20 protein-coding genes and 1 pseudogene are annotated in these 24,019 nt (G+C 63.7%); 16 read left to right on the top strand and 5 right to left on the bottom strand.

Annotated elements, in window-relative coordinates; genetic code table 11:
* Positions 1 to 508 precede the first annotated feature (508 nt).
* The 6 genes from KF833_21095 (at position 509) to KF833_21070 (ending at position 8,246) form a co-directional block, all read left to right on the top strand.
* Entirely contained in the window at positions 509 to 736 is a 228-nt protein-coding gene (locus KF833_21095) for an excisionase family DNA-binding protein (protein MBX3747812.1), read from the top strand.
* Between the two features lie 269 nt (positions 737 to 1,005).
* Positions 1,006 to 2,421, top strand: a complete 1,416-nt coding sequence (locus KF833_21090) for a DEAD/DEAH box helicase (protein MBX3747811.1) — start codon at positions 1,006 to 1,008, stop codon at positions 2,419 to 2,421.
* On the top strand, positions 2,418 to 3,119 hold the full coding sequence (locus tag KF833_21085) for a DUF4433 domain-containing protein (protein ID MBX3747810.1): 702 nt from the start codon (positions 2,418 to 2,420) through the stop codon (positions 3,117 to 3,119). Before KF833_21090 ends, KF833_21085 begins: the two co-directional genes overlap by 4 nt.
* Positions 3,116 to 4,936: an ADP-ribosylglycohydrolase family protein gene (locus KF833_21080; GenBank protein ID MBX3747809.1), complete on the top strand. Its 1,821-nt coding sequence runs from the start codon at positions 3,116 to 3,118 to the stop codon at positions 4,934 to 4,936. Before KF833_21085 ends, KF833_21080 begins: the two co-directional genes overlap by 4 nt.
* Positions 4,924 to 7,119, top strand: a complete 2,196-nt coding sequence (locus KF833_21075) for a hypothetical protein (GenBank protein ID MBX3747808.1) — start codon at positions 4,924 to 4,926, stop codon at positions 7,117 to 7,119. Before KF833_21080 ends, KF833_21075 begins: the two co-directional genes overlap by 13 nt.
* A 488-nt stretch (positions 7,120 to 7,607) precedes the next feature.
* On the top strand, positions 7,608 to 8,246 hold the full coding sequence (locus KF833_21070) for a hypothetical protein (protein ID MBX3747807.1): 639 nt from the start codon (positions 7,608 to 7,610) through the stop codon (positions 8,244 to 8,246).
* A gap of 252 nt (positions 8,247 to 8,498) precedes the next feature.
* On the opposite strand, the gene KF833_21065 is transcribed toward KF833_21070, so the two are convergent.
* A complete protein-coding gene (locus KF833_21065; protein MBX3747806.1) occupies positions 8,499 to 9,359 on the bottom strand; it encodes a DUF3883 domain-containing protein in 861 nt (286 codons plus the stop codon).
* 162 nt (positions 9,360 to 9,521) lie between these two features.
* Here KF833_21065 and KF833_21060 point away from each other — a divergent pair, with 162 nt between their 5' ends.
* Complete coding sequence (locus KF833_21060) at positions 9,522 to 11,777, top strand: methyltransferase domain-containing protein (protein ID MBX3747805.1); 2,256 nt, start codon at positions 9,522 to 9,524, stop codon at positions 11,775 to 11,777.
* 214 nt (positions 11,778 to 11,991) lie between these two features.
* On the opposite strand, the gene KF833_21055 is transcribed toward KF833_21060, so the two are convergent.
* The gene (locus KF833_21055) at positions 11,992 to 12,351 is read right to left on the bottom strand and encodes a hypothetical protein (protein ID MBX3747804.1); all 360 of its coding nucleotides are present in this window, start codon (positions 12,349 to 12,351) and stop codon (positions 11,992 to 11,994) included.
* 276 nt (positions 12,352 to 12,627) lie between these two features.
* Between KF833_21055 and KF833_21050 the strand changes: the two genes are divergently transcribed.
* The 8 genes and pseudogenes from KF833_21050 to KF833_21015 all read left to right on the top strand — a co-directional run bounded on the left by KF833_21050 (position 12,628) and on the right by KF833_21015 (position 17,093).
* Positions 12,628 to 12,891: a hypothetical protein gene (locus KF833_21050; protein MBX3747803.1), complete on the top strand. Its 264-nt coding sequence runs from the start codon at positions 12,628 to 12,630 to the stop codon at positions 12,889 to 12,891.
* On the top strand, positions 12,881 to 13,291 hold the full coding sequence (locus KF833_21045) for a type II toxin-antitoxin system VapC family toxin (protein ID MBX3747802.1): 411 nt from the start codon (positions 12,881 to 12,883) through the stop codon (positions 13,289 to 13,291). The genes KF833_21050 and KF833_21045 overlap by 11 nt, the downstream gene beginning before the upstream one ends.
* 271 nt (positions 13,292 to 13,562) lie before the next feature.
* A complete protein-coding gene (locus KF833_21040) occupies positions 13,563 to 13,754 on the top strand; it encodes a hypothetical protein (GenBank protein MBX3747801.1) in 192 nt (63 codons plus the stop codon).
* 224 nt (positions 13,755 to 13,978) lie between these two features.
* Positions 13,979 to 14,260, top strand: a complete 282-nt coding sequence (locus KF833_21035) for a hypothetical protein (protein ID MBX3747800.1) — start codon at positions 13,979 to 13,981, stop codon at positions 14,258 to 14,260.
* 244 nt (positions 14,261 to 14,504) lie between these two features.
* Positions 14,505 to 14,765: a UPF0175 family protein gene (locus KF833_21030; GenBank protein ID MBX3747799.1), complete on the top strand. Its 261-nt coding sequence runs from the start codon at positions 14,505 to 14,507 to the stop codon at positions 14,763 to 14,765.
* A gap of 137 nt (positions 14,766 to 14,902) precedes the next feature.
* On the top strand, positions 14,903 to 15,298 hold the full coding sequence (locus KF833_21025; GenBank protein ID MBX3747798.1) for a DUF3368 domain-containing protein: 396 nt from the start codon (positions 14,903 to 14,905) through the stop codon (positions 15,296 to 15,298).
* A gap of 70 nt (positions 15,299 to 15,368) precedes the next feature.
* Positions 15,369 to 16,216 (top strand): annotated as a pseudogene (locus KF833_21020) (tyrosine-type recombinase/integrase).
* A 370-nt stretch (positions 16,217 to 16,586) separates the two neighbouring features.
* The gene (locus KF833_21015) at positions 16,587 to 17,093 is read left to right on the top strand and encodes a hypothetical protein (GenBank protein MBX3747797.1); all 507 of its coding nucleotides are present in this window, start codon (positions 16,587 to 16,589) and stop codon (positions 17,091 to 17,093) included.
* A 294-nt stretch (positions 17,094 to 17,387) separates the two neighbouring features.
* Here the strand turns inward: KF833_21015 and KF833_21010 are convergent, their stop codons facing one another.
* Positions 17,388 to 18,923, bottom strand: a complete 1,536-nt coding sequence (locus tag KF833_21010; protein ID MBX3747796.1) for a DUF3427 domain-containing protein — start codon at positions 18,921 to 18,923, stop codon at positions 17,388 to 17,390.
* 123 nt (positions 18,924 to 19,046) lie between these two features.
* The gene (locus KF833_21005; GenBank protein MBX3747795.1) at positions 19,047 to 21,605 is read right to left on the bottom strand and encodes a PAS domain S-box protein; all 2,559 of its coding nucleotides are present in this window, start codon (positions 21,603 to 21,605) and stop codon (positions 19,047 to 19,049) included.
* Positions 21,606 to 22,082: 477 nt separating this feature from the next.
* On the opposite strand from KF833_21005, the gene KF833_21000 reads away from it, so the two are divergent.
* Positions 22,083 to 22,508, top strand: coding sequence for a hypothetical protein (locus tag KF833_21000; GenBank protein MBX3747794.1), 426 nt, complete (start codon positions 22,083 to 22,085; stop codon positions 22,506 to 22,508).
* A 77-nt stretch (positions 22,509 to 22,585) separates the two neighbouring features.
* Here KF833_21000 and KF833_20995 read toward each other — a convergent pair whose 3' ends face one another.
* Complete coding sequence (locus KF833_20995; protein ID MBX3747793.1) at positions 22,586 to 24,004, bottom strand: sugar transferase; 1,419 nt, start codon at positions 24,002 to 24,004, stop codon at positions 22,586 to 22,588.
* Positions 24,005 to 24,019 lie beyond the last annotated feature (15 nt).

Genomic DNA, 24,019 nt, shown 5'->3' with positions numbered 1-24,019 from the left:
CCGTGAGCCATCACAGTCCGCGTGTCGATAAATACAGCAGCCACCTCAGGCCCTTCAACCGAGCCTTCGCGGTTCTCCTCGGCGGCTCCACCGCAGCGTAGATCCATCATCGACTCGACGAGAGCATGGTCTCGTCGTGGTGTGTTGTGAACAAGCTATTCTGTCCGCTGTGGGTCGTGATAGCCCCACCCCGAGACCGATGAGTAGCCACCCGGATCAATTCTACCTGGCGCGGTCTACGGCCGGAGAAGCAGCGTCGGCCACCGTGCCGGCATTCACGCCGCCGAGGTTACGTTTCCGGCGTTTGAGGACCACCAGGAAAGAACACCGGTCGGATGGTACCAAACCGCGAAGCTCGCAATCGTGGTCACCCCAGAGTCTCGATCCGGAACCGCTTTCGGCGACTACGCTTAACTCGATTGGTGAACATTCTTCTCGACTTTGATCCGGTTCCGTCGGCAAAAATCGCCTTGTCTTACCCCCCAAGGCGACCTTGGGTCTCGATCCTATGAACCTTCCGGTCCACACCACCGAACCTTGGAGCTCCGTTGAGGTTGTGGCAAAGCACTTGGGCGTTGCCAAGGATTCGGTCTACCGGTGGATCGAGACTCGGAGCCTGCCGTCGCATCGGATTGGTCGCCTCTGGAAATTCAAGCTCTCTGAAGTTGACAACTGGGTAAGGGGCGGCAGTGCTGACGTCCGCCAAAACGAGCCTGCCAACAGAGAGGATCGATGATGGCGGTTCCTGACGACTTAGATCATCAGCTAGGCCTGCGCCCGCTCATTGGCCGCCGTGGCGGGACGAACTTGGTCGGCTGCTTGATTGCCGAGGGTCAGCTCGGCCGTCTTGGTTCAGCCACGCGTGGCCGCTGTTTTTCTGGACCCATCAATTCGCGCGTGCCTTGATTTCCATCGAAAACAACTGCGGTCTCCGACTCGTAGACTCCAACATCACGGTGAAAGCAGATCCGATTCTGTTCGGTGATGCCAACACGGTCGCCATGAATGCGCCGGGAAGCTGAGATGTCCGCGATGCTTCCAACCCCCGTTGGACGACAGAAAGAGGTTCTGGCCCTTCCTGCCTCGGGCCACACCGTCGTCCTCGGCACCGCGGGTAGCGGGAAGACCACGCTGGCCATCCACCGAGCGGCGTACCTCGCGAACCCGAACACGGACCATGGTGGCCGCACTCTCTTGGTCACGTTCAACAAGTGTCTCGTCGCGTACCTGCAATCGCTGGGCGCGGGGCTCGGTCAAGTCCACGTTCGCAACTACCATCACTTCGCGCGCGGCTATCTCGCGAGTCGCGGCAAGATGGAGCGCAACGCCATCGCGAGCCCAGACCTCGCGGCTGCTTATGCCCAGCGTGCGATCGACGGCCTGAGGCGAACTGGGGTGACGACCCAAGTCTTCGGTCGGCCCATCGATTTCCTCGTGGAGGAGTTCCAATGGCTCTCGCAAAACGGCATTCGATCAGCCGACGACTACTTCGATGCCGAGCAGGATGGACGCACAGGCTCTCGTGTTCCCCAGAACGAGCGAGCACAAGTCTTCGTCGCCTACGAAAGTTACCGGGCCCTGAGGAACGCCAGCGGCAAGCCTTACGACTGGGACGACCTGGCTCAGACCGTCCTCACAGAGTTCCGCAACGACGACAACGAGCGCTGCTACACACACATCATCATCGATGAGGGACAGGACTTCTCACCGGTGATGCTGCAGTCGCTCGCCGCTGCGATCCCAGCGGGCGGCAGCTTGACGTTCTTCGGCGACATGGCCCAACAGATCTACGGCCACAAGATTTCTTGGCGTAGCGCAGGACTCAACGCCCCGAAGGTCTGGAAGTTCGAAGAGAACTATCGCAACTCGAGGCAGATCGCGCAGCTCGCTCTCGCGATCGCGAGGTCTCCCCACTACCGCGGCCTTGCCGACCTTGTCGAGCCAAAGTCCCCGACTGCTGATGGGCCGCCGCCTGCTCTCGTGGGCTTCAAAGTGGAAACCGAGGAGATGCAGTTTGTCGCGACGCGCGCACAAAAGCTCGCCGAGACGGGCACTGTCGCCGTGCTCTTTCGAGATCGAGAAATCGAGCAGAACCTCCCGCAGCTCCTTCCGGTCCACGCAACGCGGCTCCATCGAGAGCTCAACGTCTGGTCGCGAGGCCCCAAGCTGTTCTACGGGACCTACCATTCGGCGAAGGGGCTGGAGTTCGATTCGGTGCTCGTCCCCTTTGCGTCGAGTTCGCGGTTACCACACCCTCCGGACGTTGTGGCGTTCGGTTGCGATGACGCGGCGGCTCGGAACACGAAGTTGCTCTATGTCGCGGTCACGCGAGCGAAGTCCAATCTGATAATCACACACACGGGCGACCCGACGCCCCTCTTGCCGCTCAGCGACGGCCTCCTGCAAAGGAGCCAGCGATGATCGCATCTATCCGAGCGAAGGTGACCATGCGTGGGATCTCCCGCCTCTGCCACTTCACGCCATCACGCAACCTCGTGCACATCGCCACTGACCCGAACGGAGTTCTGTCCGCTGTGCGTCTACGAAAGGACGAGAAAGCTGTCTTCAACGCAACCGACTTGCGGCGTCTTGACGGATTCCCCGACCACGTGTGCTGCTCGGTGCAGTACCCAAACGCCTGGTACTTTCGAAAAGCGCGTGGGAACGAAAGCCTCTTCGCGGACTGGGTGGTGCTTTTGCTTAGGCCCGACGCTTTGTGGAAAGCCGGCACCAGGTTCTCCGCGCGCAATGCAGCAGCCAACTATGGCAGCGGCGTCGCGGAAGGTGAGCGTGCCTTCGATTCGATGTTCGCGCAGTCGGTGATTGGGGCATACGGGAAAACCTTCACTCGCACGGCGGAGCACCCAGCATGGTTGACGACTGACCAGCAAGCGGAAGTGCTCATCCCCGATCGCGTGGCGGGCGAGGACATCCTTGGCATTGCCGTTGCCTCCGAGGCCCAGGCCAAGCGTGAGCACGCACGCCTTGAGCAACTTCACGCTGACATTCCGCGTATCGTCATCGCACCGGACTTCTTTAACCCGCACTCGCTCAGCGCGCGGCTCATGAGCGGCACAGCGCCGTCAGAGACGGTGTTCAAGCTTAGAGGTCAGCGATGAGCAGCCACAACACGCAGCGGCCGGCAGTGGCACGAACGCGGGTCGAAGCAGCCTTCACCGCGCTCGCGGTAGGCGATGCACTAGGCTGGCCGCAGGAGTTCATCAGCCGAAAGCACCACATTCAGCCCACGGCTTCGTTCCGAGACTGGGAGCGTCGAGGGGGCGGACGGTTCTACCCGCATACCGAGGTCATCCGCGCTGGAGAGTACAGCGACGACACGCAGCTCACATTGGCGATCGCTCGCTCCCGGCTTACGGCCGGCTCGTCCTGGTGGTTGTTCTTCACGAGGAACGAACTTCCTCTCTGGACGCTTTACGAGCGGGGGGGAGGCGGCGCAACGAAACGCGCTGCAAATTGCTGGCTCCGGGGTGTCGCCCCGTGGAAGCAACCAGACTCTGAAGCCGTAGCCCGGTACTTCGAGGCAGGCGGCAACGGCGTGGCCATGCGCATTGTCCCCCATGCTGTCTTTCACGCCGACGCTGATGATCCGACCCCGTTGCTCAAGGATGTCGTGGTCGACGGAGCGGCGACGCACGGTCATCCTCGCGCGCTTGTTGGCGCTGCTGCGTACGCGTACGCAGCTTGGTGGCTCCTCCGCGCACAGCACACCGTCGGGTTCGGCGAGCTCCTCACGGTGCTGCTCGACACTTCGTCAGCCTGGGGGTCGCCACCCATGGCATCGGCCACAAAAAGCGGTTGGCTTGAGGCGGCGACTAGCTCCCTTCGCGACTACGAGAAACTATGGAACGACGTCGTCGAGGAAATGCGCCAACTGCTCCATCTCGGAATCAAGGGATTGGAGGAAGGCGTGCTCTCGGACGACGATGCCGTCCTTGATCGAATGGGAGCGTTCAGTCGAGAGAAGGGCTCAGGCACGGTCAGTGCTGCAGCGGCGATCTACCTTGCCGCCCGCCATGCCGCGCTGCCGGTGCAAGGAGTGCTGAGAGCAGCGTTCGCTCTCGGCTCGGACACCGACACCGTGGCTGCGATGACCGGTGGGCTCGTAGGGGCTCTCGTGGGATCGGACTGGCTGCCGCCTGAATGGGGAGCGGTGCAGGATAGCCATTATCTCCGACATATCGCGAACAAGGTCGCCGCGCGATTAAAGCCGGAGGGGGCGATTGTCGACCACCCAGTCGTGACGTCGAAGGTGCTTGAGACCATCATGGAAAACGTCTTGGAGGGGCATCGAGACGACTTCGACTTCGGTGGCACGCGCCAAGCGCGTGTCGTGGATCTATACAGGCTCACGCCATCCGCGCCGACGGTCACCGCCGCCGGGTGGCAGCTTGCGACTTCGGACGGGCAGACGCTCTACGTCACGAAGATCGGCAGGAAGTCGAAAGAGCAGATGACGCGAGTTGCAGCGTCGCGGCGACCTTCGGAACCGCCCGCGCAGGAGCCGCCGCCCTGCACCGAGGAGAAGCTCGAGGTTCGTGCGGGAGGCGTGAAGCTCACGGTGTCAAACTTCGCTGCGTCGGCTGCCTTCTACGAGCGGCTAGGGCTCGCGCACACGCGGAAGAGCAATCGCTTCGTGCAGTTTGGCGCCCTCTCACTCGTCGACGCACAGACGGCTCTCGATCTCTCGGGCGGGTTGGTAACCCTGGAGCCTTCGAATCGAAGGAATCGCATTGAAATTCACGTCAGCGATATCCGCGCCGCACATACGCGTGTGACCGAGCTCGGAGCTGGGCCTGTTCAGCCGATCGCGGAACTCCCCTGGGGTGAGCACTCGTTTCACTGCGTCGATCCCGACGGAAACATCGTCGAGGTAATCGAGAAGCGCTTCTCGAAGGAGGCGACTTGTCGGCGTTGAGGACCAACTTCATTCTCATCGATGTCGACGACGCGATGATCGACGTCGGGACGCTAGCCTCCTACGACAAGGAGCGCCACCGGGCGTTCGAGGACGCGCACGGGATGGACTACGTCTTCCGGCGTCGCGGCGATTCTCTCCAGGCGGTGCGGACCAACCTCAGCGCCGCACTGCTCGACATGAAGTTCGAACCGCGGCCGGCCAACAAGATCGGCAAGCTGCTCAATCTGCTCATCGAGCGCGGCTTCGAACGGTCCGTCGCCAAGCCAAAGATCGCTCTGATCCGTCGCAAGCCGCTGACGGTTGTCTCGCTCGAGCCCAAGAACGACATTGCCAACACGCTTTTCGGAAGACGGACTCAGGGCCGGTTCCCTCTTCACGTGCGACGTGGCTTCCGCATGGAAGCGCGAACCGTATATCGCAAAGCCGGTCCGGCTCCAGCGCTCGTGATCGACGCGATCACGCACTCGGATCTCGGCGATGCGACCTGCGCGGATCTTATCGCCGACGACTTCGACCTGCGCGGCCTCTACGTGCTCAGTCTCGACCCTGCAGACACCAAACACGGACGGCCCACGATGGTCGGCCAGGTGATCCAGGTCGAAGGGACAACAGTGCATCTCGGCTCTGACCGGCGCGGCGACCGCGCGCAGTACGAGGCGTCGACCATCACGCTGGACCTCGGGCCGGCTGCACTTCAGCGCCTTGCTGCGCACTATGTCGGGGCCGAAGCTAACCAGGAGCTGTGGGACGAGCGAAACCTGCTCGCGACGGGGAGCCAGCGGTGGGAGCGCATCTCACGGTTCGTGGAGCGCCTTTCCCAGGACAGCTTCGAGATCGCGCCTGGTGTGAAGGCCCGTCTTTCCGGCTGGGTGACAGCGCACGAGCTGGGGCAGACGACAGCTTCACTGCCGAAGTACATCGTCGGCGGAAACAAGGTCGCCGACTCCACGCGCGGGCTCTTCAAGTCGGGTCCAGTTTACGTGCCTTCGAGCGCACAACACAGCGTGCGCGCGTGTGTACTTTGCGAGAATTCGCGGCGTCGCGAGGTCGAGTTGTTCCTCAAGGCGCTCAGCGACGGCGAGGGCTCTCACCGTCCACTCGTCCAGACGTGGAAGATCGGCGCGATCTCGTTCACGATTTTCGATGCCGCTAGCAGCTCGGCCTCCGACTACCAGAAGGCGTTTCAGACCGCGATTGACGCAGGAACAAAATGGCAACTCGCGCTGGTGCAGGTCCCGAGCGACACCCAGGACGCTCCCGGCGACCAGAATCCGTATCTTGTCACGAAGGCCAAGTTCCTTGCGCGGAACGTTCCGGTGCAGGAGTTCCGCGTGGAGACGATGGAGAAGCCGACGAGCCAGCGCCAATGGGCGCTCGGAGGCATCGGCCTTCAAATCTTCTCGAAGCTTGGCGGTGTGCCCTGGCTGCTGCAGACTAAAACCAGAGTGCACGAACTGATCCTCGGCTTGGGCAGCGCCAGCCTTGGAACCACGCGTTGTGGAAATCGCGATCGCGTTGTTGGGCTTACGACTGCATTTAGTGGTGATGGCAGGTACTACCTGACCGAAACGTCGCGCATCGTGAAGTACGAAGAGCACGAGGGCGCAGTCGTTGAGAGTGCTGTCGCGGCGTTCAAGCGAGTACGCGCTGAGATGGCCTGGCGGCCGGGCGATTCGGTGCGCGTCGTGCTCCACAGTTTCAAGGACCTCAGGAAGCACCATCTCGAAGCGCTTAAAGGCGCGGTGGTGGGTGTCGCCGAGCCCGACCTGAAGGTCGATTTCTCGTTCCTTCATCTTGCCGAGCAGCATCCCATCCTCCTCTTCGATCCGAGCGAGCAACAACAGATCCCGCCACGAGGAGCTGTGGTCCATATCGGACGCTACGAGGCGCTTGTCGCTGTCCTCGGACCCAACGAGATCCGCAACGATCGGGCCGGCTTCCCGCGCCCGATCTGCATTAAGCTCCAAGAGGGGTCGACGTTCACGGATCTCGGTTACCTGAGCGATCAGGTCCTTGCCTTTGCGGCTCTGTCGTGGCGCAATTTCACGCCGACCTCTGTACCCATCACAGTCCTGTACGCCGAGTTGATCGCGGATCTTCTCGGCCGGCTTGGAAGCCTGTCGCGCTGGGATCCCGACATCCTCCGGGGAGACGCGGGCACGTCGAGGTGGTTCCTGTGACGGCGGCAAAGATTCTCCTTCGCGAAGCCGAGGCGACACTAGTGGCCACTGCTCAGGCTGGGGATCTCTCGCTACTTGAGACCGCGTTCATTTCGTGGCTGCGGGCCGGGTCAGCGCCAGCAGGTCTCGCGGATGCGCTCAAGCCCCCTCTGCGCCAATACGAGCACGTGGCCCTAGCCTCTCTCGCGGAGGTGGCTGGGTGGGCGATGGACAAGTCGAGTCTCGATGACGGCCTTCAGTGGCTCGCGGCAGTAGCACTCGATCGAGCCGGCGTTCCAGCACCCGTTGTCTCCGATGGACTGGCGCACATAGTTCTTGGCCTCGCAGCACGGGAGCGTCGGTGGTTTGCGCCGTGGCACGACCAAGTCCTCGCGCGTTGCGCCGAAGCCGTGACTCCTGCGTGGCTTGCCGAAGGAGGTCGCATCGTGCGTGGGGGAGCATCTCCTTGCGCGCCCGAGCTTCGGATTGCTTTGGCATCGCGCGGAATCGTGACCAGCACCGACGATGAGGGAAACGCGCTACTCCAGTGCCTCCTGCGAGGCGACCTTCCCAACGATACGTTCCACGCGCAATTGCTTCTTGTAGCCCTCGGCTGGATCCGCCGTTCGTCGCCGGTCGTGCTGCCGGGCCAGGCGACCGTGGGAATCGTTACGGAACTGCTGCGCGCTATGCCCCGGGCCCTTCAGCAATGGCCGTGGGAGGCGAAAGCGAAGACATCGAAGAGCCAACTGGCCAAGTGGCAGATCGACAACGAATACCACGTTCAGGCCCTTCTTTGGGTGATGCTCGCCCCAGTGTTTCCTGACCTGCGACGTGAGGAATATGCTCCCCAAGTGGGACCCATTCAGCCACGGGTAGATTTCGGGATACCATCCCTACGGCTGCTCATCGAGGTCAAATTCGCTCGTACCAGGAGCGCACTGAAGGATGCGGTTAATGAGATCGCGCAGGACGCCTCCAATTATTTCACGACGGCCACCGGCTATGATCACCTACTCGTCCTTCTATGGGACAACGCCGCCCACTCAGAAGATCATGCTCTGATTATCGAGGGCATGCGGAAATTCGACCGCGTTGTGGACGCAATTGTCATCAGCCGCCCTGGACACATGATGGAGACGGTGTGATCCATGATTACTGAAGACGTTTTCCAGGGGCGACTTGCACGTATGAACCGGGGGGAGTCGGGATCACATCCGTTACTTTGTCAATCGCGCCTCGATCAACCGGAGTCGCCGCATCAGCTGCCAGCGTCATCCTCACCCCGCACTCGACTGACCGGCTTCTGTGTATCGCGCTACAGACATCAAAGGCGGACATGGGATGCTGCCATTGCTGAGGAGCAGAGGTTGTGCGGGTTTAGTGGGGAGAGATCGCGGCTACGAGCGGCGCGATTTGGGCATTCCGACGAACGCGATCGGATCGAGCTTGCAAGTATAGGAGAGAGGACCAGCCAGGGTAAACAGCCGCGGTTCGCGCGCGAAGGCGAAGACCCGGCAGAGCCGGTACTGATCGCCGATCTCCCCCGAAGCGCGGACTTCGTTTCGTGAGACGAAGAATGGTGTCATCTCGCCGAACCGCGTGGTCTTGACCTCGACAAACCGCTCCCGGCCGTCGGTTTCGTAAGAGAGAATGTCGTAGCCAACCCCGTCCCCCCGGGTCTGGGACACGTGCTCGATTCGTTCAGCGAGGGTCCTTTGGCCGGCCCGCCAGAGGCGTTCGTGCTCGAAGCGGAGCACCAGGCGCTCCCCTTCCAAGCCGAGGGAGGCGTTCCGGGCCTCGATCGCCAGATAGTCCCTCTTTGCTGAGGGTTGGCGTCGAGGGGCACGATCGCGGAAGGCGTAGCTGTCCTCGACACCAGCCGGGGCGGGCACCTCGATGGTCAGGAGGTCAGAGGGGAGCCGAGGGGCGGTTGGGGTCGCAACAACGGCGGTTGCGACGATTTCCTGAAGGCGGCGTTCGCCATCCAATCGATCCTCAATGACGGATCGCAGCAGGTCCTGGTAGTTCCCGAGCGGCTTGTACCCCTCGATGTACGGGAAACCGAGGTCGATCAAAACGGCGCTGATGTTCTGGTGCTTTCGCTCGATGGACCCGTGCGTCCGGCGACCGAGCACCCGCTGCAGGGCTCGGTTGTGGGCTGCCTTGTTGTAGGGTTCGCCTCCGAGTTCGCTGGCGAGCATCGCCAGATAGTCGGCGAACACGGCTTCGACCTCCTCGCGTGACCAGTCTTCAGCCATGGAAGGTTCGAATGTGCCGTTCGCCTACGCGCATGGGGGGTGCGGGACATGCAAGCCAAGGAGATCTCCGATGACAAGCCTCCCTGAGGATTGCAGACGTTGACCCTGCTCACACGCCGCTGGTTTCCGCGAGGGTCGCCGCCTAGCCTACCTCTGCGAGGAATGGACGGGAAAACGCTCCAGTTCTACTCGGAACACGCTCCCACGGTGGCGGCGCGATATGCCGCGGCTGAAAGCGCAGCGGCTCGGCATTTTCATGAGATCTTCGGGACGGCCGGTCGGATTCTCGATGTCGGTTGTGGGTCCGGGCGCGATCTTCATGCGCTCGTTGACGCCGGGTTCGAGGCCGAGGGAATCGATGCCTGCGAGGACCTGTTGACCCAGGCGAAGCGCCGGTACCCGGCCCTGGCGGGCCGGCTTCGACGGGATTCGCTGCCGGATCTGGGCACGGTCCCCAACGCCAGTTTTGACGGCATCCTGTGCTGGGCTGTGCTGATGCACATGCCGGCGGAGCGGCTGTTCGACACGCTGTTCAACTTGCGCCGCGTGCTCCGGCCCGGCGGACGACTGCTGATTTCGACACCGCTGCAGGGGCCTCCCGTCGATGCCGAGACGCATCGCGACCCGGACGGACGGCTGTTCAATGAGGTGCCGCCGGAACAGTTCCAGTTCCTCTTCGAGAAGGTGGGATTTCGGCGGACACATCGCTGGGATTCCGGGGACACCCTCGGCCGAACGGAGCGGACCTGGGCGACGCAGGCGTTCGTTCTGGAAGGGCCGGGCTCGCGAAGCCTCGAAACGATCGAGGCGATCCTCAACCGCGACAAGAAGGACGCGACGTACAAGCCGGCCTTGGTTCGGGCCTTGGCGGATCTGGCGACCACCAGCCATCACTCGGCCACTTGGCTCCCCGGCGGACGGGTGGCAGTCCCGCTGCGGCTTATCGCGGACAAGTGGATCGAGTACTATTGGCCGCTGATCGAATCACCGGAGTTCATTCCCCAGAAGCGCGGCGAGAAACCCGGATGCGCGAAGCCCATGAAATTCCGGGCTCCGCTCGCCCGCTTGGTGGAGCACTATCGCAATCGCGGCGGCCTCGCCGGATTCACCGTCGATTACCGCAGCCGCGGTCTCTCCGAGGAAGCGGCCAAAGTGCACGAGCAGGCCCTGTCGAGGGTGCGGGATGCGATCCGGGCGGGCCCGGTGTACTTCGCCGGAGGCGGCGGATCGGGGACTTTCCGGTACGACTCAGCGAGCGGGCGTGTGGAGATGTCGGCTGACTTGTGGCGGGAGTTGTCGCTGATGGGGGCTTGGATCGCGGATGCGACCGTGTTGCGCTGGGCTGAGCTGACCACTGAGATCTCGCAAGGCTTGCTCAAGCCGAGCCAGGTGATCGACGCCTTGCTCACCGTACCCCTCGCGGAGCGCGACGTGCATGCTGCGCGCCGTCTGTACGAGGACTTAACCGACAAGGTGTGCGTCTGGACCGGGGTCGCGCTGGGCGGCCGGTTCGAGTTGGACCACGCCATCCCTTTCGCGCTCTGGCGGAACAACGACCTGTGGAATCTCCTGCCGGCATCGAAAGCGGCCAACCAGGACAAACGCGATCAGTTACCGTCGCGTTCTGTCCTGAGTTCACGCCAATCCTGCATCATCGACTACTGGTCCCGGATGCGGGGCGTGCACAGGGAGCGGTTCGACTTTGAGGCGGAGCGTCTGGCTGGCCGGATAGTTCTGCGGAGTGGCGACTGGGAATTGCGGCTGTTTGGCGCCGTAGCCGAGTCCGTCGAGCACACCGCCATCCAGCGCGGAGTTGAACGGTGGGAACCGCGCGGGTTTCGCACGGTGGTGGGCGGTTGGGCCGCGGAGGACAAGTCAGCACCTGAACCACAAACGACATCCCCGGATGCCTTGGGGCAAGTCCTGCTGGGCAATCCGCCTGTGGGCGAGCGATTCATTCTCTGGGTTCCGTTCTACGAACTTACGGCTGCAGCCGGTGCCTTTGGACCCGACCACACTGCGCCCGATCCCGGCGCTGCTTCGGCGTGGGCCCGGGTCGAGGGAATGCGGGCCTCGAAGGACATGTTCGCCCTTCGGGTCGTCGGACACTCGATGGAACCAAAAATTCCCGACGGTTCGCTCTGTCTCTTTCGCGCAGGCGAGGCGCTCGCCGGAACACGGCAGGGGCGGATCGTGTTGGTTGCCTTAAGGGACTCCGTGGACCCGGAAACCGTCGGGCGTCTGACCGTGAAGCGGTACTGGAGCGAAAAGCGATTCGACGAGGACGGGAACCTTCAGCATGTCCGGATCGAACTGCGTCCGCTGAACCCGGACTTCGCCCCGATCGTCATCACGCAGGCCGAAGAGGATTCGCTTCGGGTTCTCGGTGAGTGGGTTGGGCTGCTTGGGCAAGCCTGATGAATAAGGCGAGCCCCAGATGGGGCCGGGGGAGGAATGGGAACAATCTCCGGGACGCGGCAGCTTCGTCGAGGCTCCTGGCGCCATTCAACTTGGGAAATCAGCCGCCCTCCGAAGCAGGTTGAGAGCTTGGGAAAGTCTCGGATGCCAATCTCCCGGAGGAGTGGTGCGAAGGACCTCGTTCACGGTGGCGACGGCGTCGAGTTGTTCGCGCTCAAGTGTGGGGGCGGGGCGTTGTGTCCCTCGGCTCCATATCACCGGAATCGCTCAGCGCGCGGCGGAGGAATTCCTCGGAGACGTGGCCGTTCATCCAGGCGGTGAAGACTTCGGTCGCCCACCCGGGCTGCTGCCGGTCCAGGGCGTGGCGGAGGCGGTAGAGGTTGATGACGTGGTGGCCGTTGAAGAGGGACCAGAGGAAGCGGCGGAGTTCGCGGCTGGGAGCGGCGTCGGGGGCTTCATGGATCAACTCCACGATCCGATTGAGGGTGATCTTGGCGGCGTGGGTGCACGCGAGGCGGCGGTCGATTTCCTGCTGAGAGAGGAAAGGCGGTGTCGCCAGGAATGTGTCGAGCATCGCGACGATCGCCTCGGGGGGGCGGAGCCGACTTCGGAGCGCCAGGTCCGGGAGCCATCGCCGGGAACTGCGACGAGTCGGGTGCCCTCGAAGTGGACGGTGGCGCGACCGTTGGGGAACTGGCTCCGTCCGGTGGGCTCGAAGCCGTGCACCTTGAGGCATTCACGAATCAGGATGTGCTCGGCCAGGGTGGGTTGGGCGAGTGCTGCCAGTCTTTGGAGCCCGGCGAAATTCACGCTTCGATTCCGCCGGCAGACGGACATAATAGTCGGCATTATGAGCAGGGCGAAGACCGGGCGGGGTGGGCAGACCATCACGACCCACGAGATGCGATTCGAGTTCGACCGGGTTTTGCAGGCGGTGAAAGCGGGCAAAACCCTGACCCTGACCTATCGCAGCAAGCCCCTGGCGCGGATTGTGCCGTTGAAGGCCGAGCCGGAATTGGCGGTGGACGATCCGATCTTCCGCCTGGACGAGTTGGCCGAGCGCATCGGTCCCTTGACCAACACCGAGATCGACGCCGCCGTGTATGGCCGCTGAGGTCCTTTTCGACACCAGCGGCTGTTTCGCGCTGATGGACGAGTGCGACGCGCGTCACGCGAAGGCCGTGGCATGGATGCGGACGAACCGGGGCCGGGTGCGACCGGTCACGACGGAGTGGATTCTGGGCGAGACCTGCACCTTGCTCGTGACCCGAAAACGGCCCCACCTGGTCGCCCGGTTCCTTGATTACATCGATCGCAGCACCGCCGTCCTGGTAGTGAATCCGGACGACGGCCTGTTGCGATCTGCCAAGGCGATGATCCGGCAACAGGCGGAACAGGGGTATTTCTTCGTTGATTGCCTGAGCTTCTGCCTGATGAAGGAGCGGGACATTCAGGAGGCGCTGACGACCGACGAGCATTTCCGAAAGGCGGGCTTTGTGCCGCTGCTGGTCTAACCGCTTTCGATTCAGGGCATGGGCAAGATTTCTGACAGCATTCGCGAGTTGATCCAACGGCAGCTGGCCGATCGCGGCCTCGTCGTCTGGTACGATCCCGATCGTGTTTATGGATCCCTGGCCCAGACGCTGACTCTTGACGACGCCCGGGTGTTCCTGGGCGGCGATGGCTTTTTTCGGCTGCGAGAGGCTCTGGAGCCATGCCTGGAGTTCGTGACGACTGACGGGGAAGTGACGCCGGGCTGCGGAGTGCCGCCCAAGATGGTGGTGTATGTGCCGCACGTCATACGGCTACGAGGAGGGCACGCGGGAGATCCTGATGCAACCCGGCAAGGCCAACGCCGTCACCATGATGCTGACGTCCGGCCAGAACCTCACCAAGGTCGGTCTCCGAGCCGTCGACTGCGAAACCCAACTCGTGCTCGCTGAACTGACCGACATTCCTGTCGAACTGGCGATCTGAGGTGCCCCATGACTGATGCGTTGGACCAGAAGCTGATCGATGCCTTCCCCGGCAAGGTGGTCCGCAAGGATCTCGTGCGGAAGTTCTGGATTATCACCGAGGCCGACCGGAGCGTGACAATTCTCTTGCCGGAGGATGACTGAACAACAACTGGCCAACCGCCATCCAGGAACGGCTGCACCGAGCAGTTGTCAAGGTCCACGGCGTACGCCTGGATTCAGAGCGTGGCAACGAACCTCGTGCATACTGCCAATGAAGCGACGCTGTTGGCGCGCGCGTTCGACGTCGAGAGCGGCGATCTGCCAAACGACGTGGCCAGGGTTTTTCTGCGGGCCAGGTTGCCGGACGCAGACCTGGCGCGGATGAGCGAGTTGGGTGAGCGCGCCCAGCGCGGTCAACTGACCGCCGGGGAACGACGCGAGGCCGAGGCTTACGACAGGGTCGGGCTCCTGATCGAGCTTCTCCACTCCAAGGCAAGACAATCGCTTCGCGGCGGTAAGCCCTGAAGTCCCTGCATGGATGCGCCTCTCCTCTCGTGAATCATAACGTCCTTTATGCTTCACGGTATTGTCCGATTCGGGGGAGTATGATAGAATGGATTTCAAGCTAACATACTCGCCGTGAATGGGTTGGCGTCAGATCCGCTGTCGTGGATTCGCGGAGCTCGTCGCCCGTTCCAACCTTGGCATTCCCGGGCACCGCGCGGAGGATGGTCGAGAACGGCGACATCGATACGAAGGAGACGGAATTATGGAAGTCACGCTGCAAATCCCCGAGCCGGTGGCGAGTTCCCTGGGGTACGCCCCGGAGACGATGCCGCGCCGATTGCTCGAAGCGCTCTTGGTGGACGAATGCTCCCGTGGCCGGTTGTCGCGCGGCAAGGTGGCCGAGATCCTGGGGCTGAGCTTTCACGAATCCGAGGAACTGTTCCGCCAAGGCCGGGTCCCCTATCCGATCAAGTCGGGCGCCGATGACGATCTTGAGAACGCCTCGTTGCCGAGGGTCCCATGATCGTCGTGGCGGACACGGGCCCCATCCACTACCTCATCCTCAGCAACTGCATCGACTTGGTCCGCGATCTCTTCGGGTCCGTCTTGTTGCCTCCGGCGGTTCATCGCGAACTTCTTCACTCTCGAACACCCCAACCCGTGCGGCTGTGGGCGGAGAGCCTGCCCCCGTGGGCGGACGTTCAAGCGCCGTCCGAATCAGCCCGATTTCTTGACTTGGGTTCGGGAGAACGGGAGGCGATCCAGCTCGCGCTGGATTCAGGGGCGGACTTCGTGCTCATGGACGAATCCGTAGGCCGCCGCGTCGCGCGCCAGGCGGGCGTTCGGGTCAAGGGCACCTTGGGCGTTCTGGAGGATGCCGCCGACCGGAACCTCATCGAACTCCGTGAGGCAATCGAGCGGCTTCGCGCCACGAACATCTTCATTGCGGAAGAATTGATCGACGGTGCCGTGCGGCGACACGAGACACGTCGACGCACGGATGACGGACCTGCGACAAGCCCAACGAAGGGCAGAGATGCTGGACCGTTACGGTAAGGGAGGTCGGATGGCGCAGGGGGGCAACCGGGGAGTGTTGGAAGGATGGTCGGGAGTGGGTTCGGGAGCGATGGCACCGAAGGCCTTTGCGGGAGGCACTTTTCCAGCGGTCATCCTCGATGCGGGACCCGACGCGGTGCGGCGTTTCGTCGAGTTTTTCACCGCCAACATCCGCAACTCCAACACCCGGGCGGCCTACGCGCGGGCCGTGGCACAGTTTCTGGAGTGGTGCGACGAGCGCGCAATCCGGTTGCGCGATCTCTCGCCGTTCCTGGTAGCGGCGTACATCGAGGAACTCCCCCACCGACCCGTGCAACACCGGCGCACCCGCCGGCGCCATCATGAGAGCGGACGGCCCTTCGTGACCACTGTCGCCACCCTACCTCTCTCCCCGCCCGCGATCGTCGCGATCAAGCAGCACCTGGCGGCCATCCGAATGCTCATGGATTGGCTGGTGATCGGCCAGATCCTCCCATCGAATCCGGCGGCATCGGTGCGGGGTCCGCGTCACGTCGTCAAGCGGGGCAAGACGCCGGTCCTGGAGGCGGAGGACGCCCGAAGGCTCCTGGACAGCATCGACACCTCGACGCCTACCTCAAGGCCTGCGGGCACGGCGATGCCCAAGGCACGCCCCTGTTCCGAACGCTGCAAGGCCAGAGCGGCCGCGGCACCGAGCGGGGCATGAGCCGGACCGATGTCCTGCGCATGATCAAGCGGCGCGCCCTCGACGCCGGGATCCCGGCCTCGACGTGTTGCCACACCTTCCGCGCGACCGGCATCACGGCGTACTTGAAGAACGGCGGCACCATCGAGAAGGCCCAGCAGATTGCCGCGCACGAATCGCCCCGCACCACCAAGCTCTACGACCGCACCCACGACGAACTGACCCTGGACGAGATCGAGCGCATTCGAATCTGAGCCGCGCGTTGGATCCATTTCGGACGAGGCAGCCGCGTCCCCCACTCCCCCACTCCCCCACTCCCCCACTCCCCTTCTCCGAGCAAACGTGGTACAACGGAGTTCGATCACCATGGATGCCTCTCACGGAGGCACAAAGACACGGAGATCAACGAATCGCCACAGTGACCCTCGTCGTCGACTGTGCTGTTGAGTTACATCGAGATCTGGGACCCGGTTTGTCGGAGACGATCTACGGAATCGTCCGCGGGTATCTGGATCAGGATCCTCTGTGTCTCGGTGCCTCCGTGAGAGCGGAATTCATCGACCGGAGTGATCAACGGGAGGGGTATTGGGACCAGACGAACAGACAACCAACTATACGAACTCGATGGTGCGCAACCTTGGCGTGATCGAGTCCGCCCGGGCCGTTGTCGATGTCCTTCCACTGCCGCCGGATCGCGTGCTCTGGCTCCGCCAGGCGGCCCGGCAGCGTGCCACGCGCAATTCCACCCGGATCGAGGGCAACACGCTGAACAGCACCGAAGTGGGTCGTGCGGTGCTGGCGGTGGACCGGACCCAGACCGAGATGCAGCAGGAGGTGCGTAACTACTGGCGCGCATTGGAGTGGATCGAGGAACAGATCGAGGGCCGCCGGTCGATGTCGGAGGAGTTCATTCGCGAGTTGCAACAGCAACTCCTCACCCGCCTCCTGGTCCGGGCACTCGACGATCCGAAGGCGGTGACAGCCTTCACACCGTCGGATGTGGTGGAATGGTTCGGCATCTCCGCCACGACGGCCCGGGATTGGCTGGATCGGTGGTGCGACGACGGATTCGTCCAGCCGACGAAACCCGGGGCGCAGAGAATCAGGAGCTACCTGCTTACCGGGACCTAGTCGGATCTGATCCAGGACGCGTTGAATAGCGCAACACTTAAGAAGGGTTCAATTGCGTGAAAGCCTCACACTCTGCGATCTCGCCACAATCTATTGGGGTGCCCGGAACGAATAGCGCAGACCGGCCTCAGGCGATTGCGAGGATTGGGGAAGGGGCGGATGGCCATCGGCCAATGGGACTCGCCGAATCGGCCACGAAGCTCCTGCTCGATCCGCCTCAGAGGTGCTTGGGCTCAGGTTGCGCGCGGGGCTGGGGAAGTTGAGTCCAATGCGGACAGGGGCGCAGCCGGGGGGCTACACCCCGCCGACCTTGAACGATTGCTTCAGGCGATCGGGTAGCGATTGATCCATGCGCCATCGGATTGTGACAGGTTCGTCCCCTTCCCAATCAACGAACTGGACCTCGCCGCAGTAGGTGAGCCCTGACGGTCGGCCGGATCGCTTCTTGGACCGGCGGACGAAGATGTGGACGGCAATGCCCTTCTTGGCGTGATCGCGCAGCAGTTCGCCATGGGCGGAGTCCCGTCGGGTGCGATTCTGGCTCTGCCATTCGAAGAGCGTGGGGGACAGGAAGCGGTCGCGGTACTTGTGGCCCTCCTGGAGGTCGTCCTTGTCGAGGGTCACGAGGAGGAAGACGTCACGGTCCTTGACGGCGAATCCCTGATTCCAGGATCCCGCGTTGAACTGGAGGCCGAAGAGTTCGGGGATCTCCGGGCGGTCATACTCACGCCAACGCTCAGGCTTACCAACCGGTGCCGGAGCCGCCGCGGCGGCCATCCGCCAGCCGGTTTCGGTCTGTTCGAAGGCGACAAACTGTCGGGTGCCGGGCATTCCGGCGTCCGGGCCGAACCATTGGCGCAGGACTTCGGGGAGGACGTTCTCCTGGTTGCCGGGCTTTCGCAGGGCATGGACGGCGACCTTGACGAAGCTCGCCTCGAACTGCAGGGCGGCGACGAAGCCGAACCACGACCCGAATTGGGGTCGGACCGAGCCAGGGAGGTAGCCCTCATGGAAGGTCTCGGTGGCGCTGGGGCGGATGCCGTGCCGTTCCCGAAAATCCTCATAGAAGGCCCGCAGGGCATCGGGCGTCCTTGCGCGGAGCAGCGACTTGAGGATCTCGATGGCCTTCAGCTCGTAGGTCACCTCGCAGCCGGGCGGCAGGTTGAAGGCACCGTCGGCGAGCAGGTTCAGCGCCCGGTCCACTTCGTAATCCCCGGCATTGAGCCGCAGGAGGGTGCGGATCTTGGTCAGGAAGATGCGGTGGTTCCCGATGAAATCGATCACCCGGAGGTGGGACTTGCCCTCCGCCACGCGGAGGCCGCGTCCGAACTGTTGCTGCCAGATCACGCCGGACTCGGTGGGCCGCAGCATGAGCACGGTGTCGAGGGTGGGCACATCGACGCCTTCGTTGAACATGTCCACGGCGAAGATGACGTCGATGCCGCCCGCCGACAGTTGTTCCAGCGAAGCGGCCCGGGGTGCGCTTTCGGCACCTGCATGCACGGCGACCGCCCGCACTCCCGCGCCGCGGAAGAAGTCCGCCATGAAGTCGGCATGTCGCAGGGAAACGCAGAACGCCAGGGTCCGTTTTCCGCCCCGCTTCCGGTACTGTTCGAGTGCGTTCTGTGCCCACTTCTGCGTGGCGACGGCCTGCGTCAGGGCCTCCTCGTCGAAACGGGCGTTGCGCCACGGGATCTGGGCGTAGTCAACATCGTCGGGAACGCCGAAGTACTGGAACGGGCAGAGCAGGCCGCGGTCGATGCCGTCGAAGGCATCACACCGGAACACGAGGTTCTCCTGGCAAAGCGCAAGGAGATCGCCGCCGTCCATGCGCTCGGGAGTGGCCGTGAGCCCGAGGAGGAACTTGGGGCGAAGGCAGCCTGGACCTCGGTGAATCCGGCGGGAACGGAACCGACGTCGGAGCGCCAAGTCCGGGCGCCATCGCTTTCCTCCTTACTGCATGGATACGGCGGTGGTGCCCCTCGCCCCCTTCGCATGCCCGCCCTGCTTCAACGCTTCGGCGAGCACTCGCAGCAGTTCACCGGGTGGGTGCGGCTTGTGCAAAACATGCCGTACCCCCAGTCGTTCCAGCGCCTGGAAGGCCTGCCGGCCCGGACCATCGAACAACCCGCCACTGGACACCACCACCGCCGTGTCCGGGCGAATGCGACGGATCGCCCGGACCAGCGTCACGCCATCCATCATCGGCATCATCACATCCGTCACCACGGCCCGCATGTCGCCGGCCCGCTTCGCGAACTGCGCGAGGGCCTCGATCCCATCCCGGGCCGCCGCCACCTCGTAACCGTACTGTTCCAAGGTCCGTCGCGTGATCTCCAGCAGCGCCGGTTCGTCGTCCACCACCAGGATCGTTTCTCCGTTCCCGCGGGCAACCTCGCCTGCACGCTCCGCGGGATCGTCAACGGCCACCACCTCCGGCTGAGCCGGGAGATGCACCTCAAAGGTGGTCCCCTTGCCCACGACGCTCGTGAACTCAACGAACCCACCGTGGTCGCTCACAATCCCCTGGACGGTGGTCAGACCCAGCCCCGTTCCCTGCCCTTCCGCCTTGGTCGTGAAGAACGTCTCGAAAATCCGGTGCCGCATCGCCTCGGGAATCCCCGTCCCCGTATCCTCCACCCGGATGCGGACATGCGGCCCCACGCTCGCCCCGGGCCGCACCGAGACGAAGGGCTCGTCGAGCGTCACGTTCTCCGCCCGCAAGGTGAGCCGGCCGCCGGACGGCATCGCATCGCGGGCGTTGACGCAGAGGTTGAGCAGGACCTGGTGGATCTGGGTGACATCGACCACCACCGGCCACAGGTGGGCGGCGCAATCGACGCGCACCTCGATGCCGCGCGGAAACGTCTCCCTCGCCATGTCCGCGATCTCCCGGATCAAGTGACGCACCTGCGTCGGGATGCGAGGCCCCTCCCGGCCCCGGGCAAACCCAAGCAACTGGCGCACGACCCCCACCGCGCGTCCCACACTGGTCTCGATGGTCGCGATCCACTCCTCCCGTTCCTCCCGCGGGAGATCGTTCCGCAGCATCGGCGTGCACAGCACAATGGGTGCGAGGACGTTGTTCAGGTCATGGGCGATCCCGCTCGCCAGGCTGCCGATGCTCTCCAACCGCTGGGCCCGAAGCAGCTTCGATTCGGTCAGGCGCTTCTCCGTGACGTCCTCCTTCACCGCGATCAGGTGGGTGATCTCCCCGGATGGCCCCCGAACCGGCGAGATCGACGCCGCCTCCCAGAACATCGAGCCGTCCTTGCGGCGGTTGTGAAATTCGCCCCGCCACTCCTTCCCCGCCAGCACCGCTTTCCACATCGTCTGGTATGCCTCATCCGACATCTCGCCGGACTTGAGGATCTTCGGGTTCTTTCCCAGCACCTCCTCCGCCGTGTACCCCATCACCCGGGTGAATCGAGGGTTCACATACTCGATGGCGCCGGTTCGGTCGGTGATCACGATGGAGACCGGTGACTGCTCGACGGCCCGGGCCAGGTTCCTCAACCGCTCCTGGGCCAACCGCGCCTCGGTGACATTCTGGAGAGCGCCCAGCCACCGCCTCCCGCCGCATGGATCCGGCAGCGGCTCCGCCTGTTCGATCACCATGCGCTCCTGGCGGTCCGGAAGCGCCAGACGATACTCGACCCGGTACACCTGACCCGTCCGCAGCGCCTCGCCGGACACCCTTTCCACCTCCTCCCGGTCCTCGTTGCGAACCCGCTCGCGAAACCGCTGCCAGGTGGGCCTTACCGCTCCGGGCTCATGCCCGAGGATGCGGTACGTCTCGTCAGACCAGACCATCGGTTCATCGGCGCCCTCCTTCGCGGCCGGGCCCGGCGGCCGCTCCCAACTTCCCAGCCCGGCAAGGTGTTCCGCCTGCCGGAGTCGATGCTCGCTGGCCCTCATGGAACGTTCCGCCAACTCCCGCCGCAGCCGGTTGGCCAGCAGCAGGCCCAACGCCGTGGTGGTGGCCGGATAGATCAGCATCACCGGCCAGCCGATGGCCGCCAGCACGCGGCGCGCACTCGCTTCGGGCAACCCCAGCATCCACGCCAGCATCACCAGGTGCACCACCACCCCGAAGGCATACAATTCGGCCGCCCCGATGTCGGTCAATGGACGCCCCCGCAGCCGTCTCCAGAAATACCCGATCGCTCCGCTGCTGATGATCACCCCGGTGCCGACCCAGGACGCCTCCCCTCCCTGCCACAACCGGAACAAGCCGGTCACGGCCACCGCCACGGCCGTCGGAATGCCCCCGAAAAACAGCCCCGCCACCCCGAGCAGCACCGACCGCGAATCGAACACAATCCCCGGCTCGAACTGATACGAGGTGATGATCAACCCGATGCCGAGTCCCCCAAGGAAGACGCCCATGCCCGCCTGACGCCACCGCAGGGGCGCGGCCCGCCGTCCCTGCGTGGCCATATCGAATACGACCACCGTGGCCAGCAACAGGGCCGCATTCTGCACCAGGGCGACAATCGCGGGATTGATCATGTTCGGACTCGGCCAACGGACTGAAACCCACCACGGCTCGGACCCTGCCATGGACCCGTGCGACGCCCGGATCGCACGATGCACCAGCCCCTGCCCCGTTCCTTACGTCTTGTTGCCGTCGATGGACCCTCTCCCCATTCCATGCCCGTACGCCACGGCGCCACCAGGATCGTAGCCTGACCCTACGGGATCCCGACACCTCGGCCCGCTCGGCTCCCGCCAGGTGTCACAACTCACTTGCCCCCCCCCATGCCGCCGCCTTCCGCCCGAAGCCTCTCCCCACCTATGGCCGTTCTGTCGAGAGATTTGTTAAAATCGACCCCATCGGATGCGTTGCGTTGCCGGCCCCGGAGCGGGGGGCACCACGGGCGCATCTCCGTTTCTCGAAACTGGCCCAAGCCATCCCTCCTTGGTCCTCGTGCTCAGCCCCCGAAACGGGAGGCACACCCCTTGGAGCGTCGCCTGAGGGCTGGCCCGATGGGTTCGATCCGCCTCGGGACTGGGGAGGGCGATTACGATTACGATTACGATTACGATTACGATTACGATTACGAGTACGAGTACGAGTACGATTACGAGTACGAGTACGATTACGAGTACGAGTACGAGGCCTGCTGCAAAGTCTTGCTCCCAGCCCCTGCTCCATTCCACGGCCCCCTACACGCTGAAGCGTGCACACCCAACCACCGCGGCCCGCCCTCCCGTTTGGTGTCCCGGCTTCAGCCGGTCACAGCTCTGCTCCCATCCCCTGCTCCACTCCACGGTCCCCAACACGCTGAAGCGTGGACACCCAACCACCGCGGCCCGTCCTCCCGTTTGGTGTCCCGGCTTCAGCCGGTCACAGCCCTGCTCCCTTCCCCTGCTCCCTTCCCCTGCTCCACTCCACGGCCCCCAACACGCTGAAGCGTGCACACCCAACCACCGCGGCCCGTCCTCCCGTTCGGTGTCCCGGCTTCAGCCGGTCGCAGACTTGCCCGCAACTACTTGGCGCCACTCCCGGTGAGGACGATGGGGATCGTCCGCAGGAGGATCTTGAGATCAAGCCACAGCGACCAGTTGTCGATGTACTCGAGATCGAGCCGGACCCATTCCCGGAAATCGCGAACCTCGCTGCGCCCGCTGATCTGCCACAGGCAGGTCAGGCCGGGCTTCACGCTGAGCCGGCGGCGATGTGCGAAATCATCGAATCGCCGCGTCTCGTCCACCGGCAGTGGCCGCGGCCCGACCAGGCTCATGTCCCCGCGCAGCACGTTGAAGAGCTGGGGAAACTCGTCGATCGAGAACTTCCGCAACCAGCGTCCCACCGGAGTCACACGCGGATCCTGGGAGACCTTGAACACCGGGCCGCTCATCTCGTTGAATGCGGCAAGCTCCTGCTTCCGCTGTTCGGCGTCGGTGACCATGGTTCGAAACTTGTACATCGTGAACGGCCTCCCGTTGAGCCCGCTCCGGAGCTGCCGGAAGATCACCGGCCCCGGCGAACTCAGCCGCACCGCCAGCGCCGCCAGCAGCATGACCGGGGAGAACAACACCAGCAGGCAGAAGGCCCCCGCCACATCCAGCATCTGCTTCCCCGCCGCCTGCCACGACATTTCAGGCGTCGAACGGAACACCATCATCGGCCGCCCGTAGAAGTCGTCCACCGTCGTCCGCGAAATCTGGGTCTTGAAGAAATCCGCCAGCAGCCACACCTCGATGCCCTCCAGCTCACATGCATGGATCACCTTCTCGAGCTGACCGAAATACGTGTGGCGCGCCGCCAGCACCACGCCGTTCGCGGACTGCTCGTGCAGAATCGCCGTCAATTGGTCCAATGGCACCTCGTTCACGTCGATCTCCGCCAGGATCCGGATCCCGTGCCGCTCCCGGTCCGACAGATCGCGCTTCAATCCCTCCGTGTCCTCCGCCGTCCCGATGAGCACCAACCGCCGCTCGAACTGGCCCTTCTCAAGCCCCGACCGGATCCACCAGCGGACGATTTCCTCCTTCACCAGGACCAGGACGAAGCTGAAGACGCCGAAGAGAATGATGACCGCCCGCGCCAGTTGCTCGCGGGTCAGGAACATCAGCAGCACCACCCCGATGGTCAGGACGGTGCAAACCTTGAAGAGGATCAGCAACGTCTGGCGCCGCGAGGCCACCAGCGGACGCCCATAGAACCCGTATTGATTCAGCAGCAGCATCGCCGCCGGAACCGTCAGCAGCATGTACCACGCATACTGCCCGAACGGCTGGATCTCCGGGGTGCCGCCGAACCAGCCGAAAAACACCACCAGCCAGTTGCCCACGTCGTCCGCGTTCGACCGCAACAGAAACGCCAGGTAAAACCCGCACGCAAACAGCGCCGCATCCGCAACTTTTTGGATGCGGTCCCGAACAATGCGCTGACGGCGTAACATACGGCTCTGACCCGA

The organism is Verrucomicrobiia bacterium (assembly GCA_019634625.1).
GTDB lineage: Bacteria > Verrucomicrobiota > Verrucomicrobiia > Limisphaerales > CAIMTB01 > CAIMTB01.
Note: the sequence above shows the minus strand (reverse complement) of the source record. Positions and strands in the feature narration are given on the sequence as shown.

Coding starts and splice junctions, on each gene's coding strand:
- KF833_21060 (MBX3747805.1), top strand. CDS start 9,522: ATGGACGGGAAAACGCTCCAGTTCTACTCGGAACACGCTCCCACGGTG.
- KF833_21005 (MBX3747795.1), bottom strand. CDS start 21,605: ATGATCAATCCCGCGATTGTCGCCCTGGTGCAGAATGCGGCCCTGTTG.
- KF833_21015 (MBX3747797.1), top strand. CDS start 16,587: ATGGTGCGCAACCTTGGCGTGATCGAGTCCGCCCGGGCCGTTGTCGAT.
- KF833_21080 (MBX3747809.1), top strand. CDS start 3,116: ATGAGCAGCCACAACACGCAGCGGCCGGCAGTGGCACGAACGCGGGTC.
- KF833_21090 (MBX3747811.1), top strand. CDS start 1,006: ATGCGCCGGGAAGCTGAGATGTCCGCGATGCTTCCAACCCCCGTTGGA.
- KF833_21040 (MBX3747801.1), top strand. CDS start 13,563: ATGTGCCGCACGTCATACGGCTACGAGGAGGGCACGCGGGAGATCCTG.
- KF833_21055 (MBX3747804.1), bottom strand. CDS start 12,351: ATGCTCGACACATTCCTGGCGACACCGCCTTTCCTCTCTCAGCAGGAA.
- KF833_21030 (MBX3747799.1), top strand. CDS start 14,505: ATGGAAGTCACGCTGCAAATCCCCGAGCCGGTGGCGAGTTCCCTGGGG.
- KF833_21010 (MBX3747796.1), bottom strand. CDS start 18,923: ATGGACGGCGGCGATCTCCTTGCGCTTTGCCAGGAGAACCTCGTGTTC.
- KF833_21085 (MBX3747810.1), top strand. CDS start 2,418: ATGATCGCATCTATCCGAGCGAAGGTGACCATGCGTGGGATCTCCCGC.
- KF833_21050 (MBX3747803.1), top strand. CDS start 12,628: ATGAGCAGGGCGAAGACCGGGCGGGGTGGGCAGACCATCACGACCCAC.
- KF833_21000 (MBX3747794.1), top strand. CDS start 22,083: ATGGGTTCGATCCGCCTCGGGACTGGGGAGGGCGATTACGATTACGAT.
- KF833_21065 (MBX3747806.1), bottom strand. CDS start 9,359: ATGGCTGAAGACTGGTCACGCGAGGAGGTCGAAGCCGTGTTCGCCGAC.
- KF833_20995 (MBX3747793.1), bottom strand. CDS start 24,004: ATGTTACGCCGTCAGCGCATTGTTCGGGACCGCATCCAAAAAGTTGCG.
- KF833_21095 (MBX3747812.1), top strand. CDS start 509: ATGAACCTTCCGGTCCACACCACCGAACCTTGGAGCTCCGTTGAGGTT.
- KF833_21045 (MBX3747802.1), top strand. CDS start 12,881: ATGGCCGCTGAGGTCCTTTTCGACACCAGCGGCTGTTTCGCGCTGATG.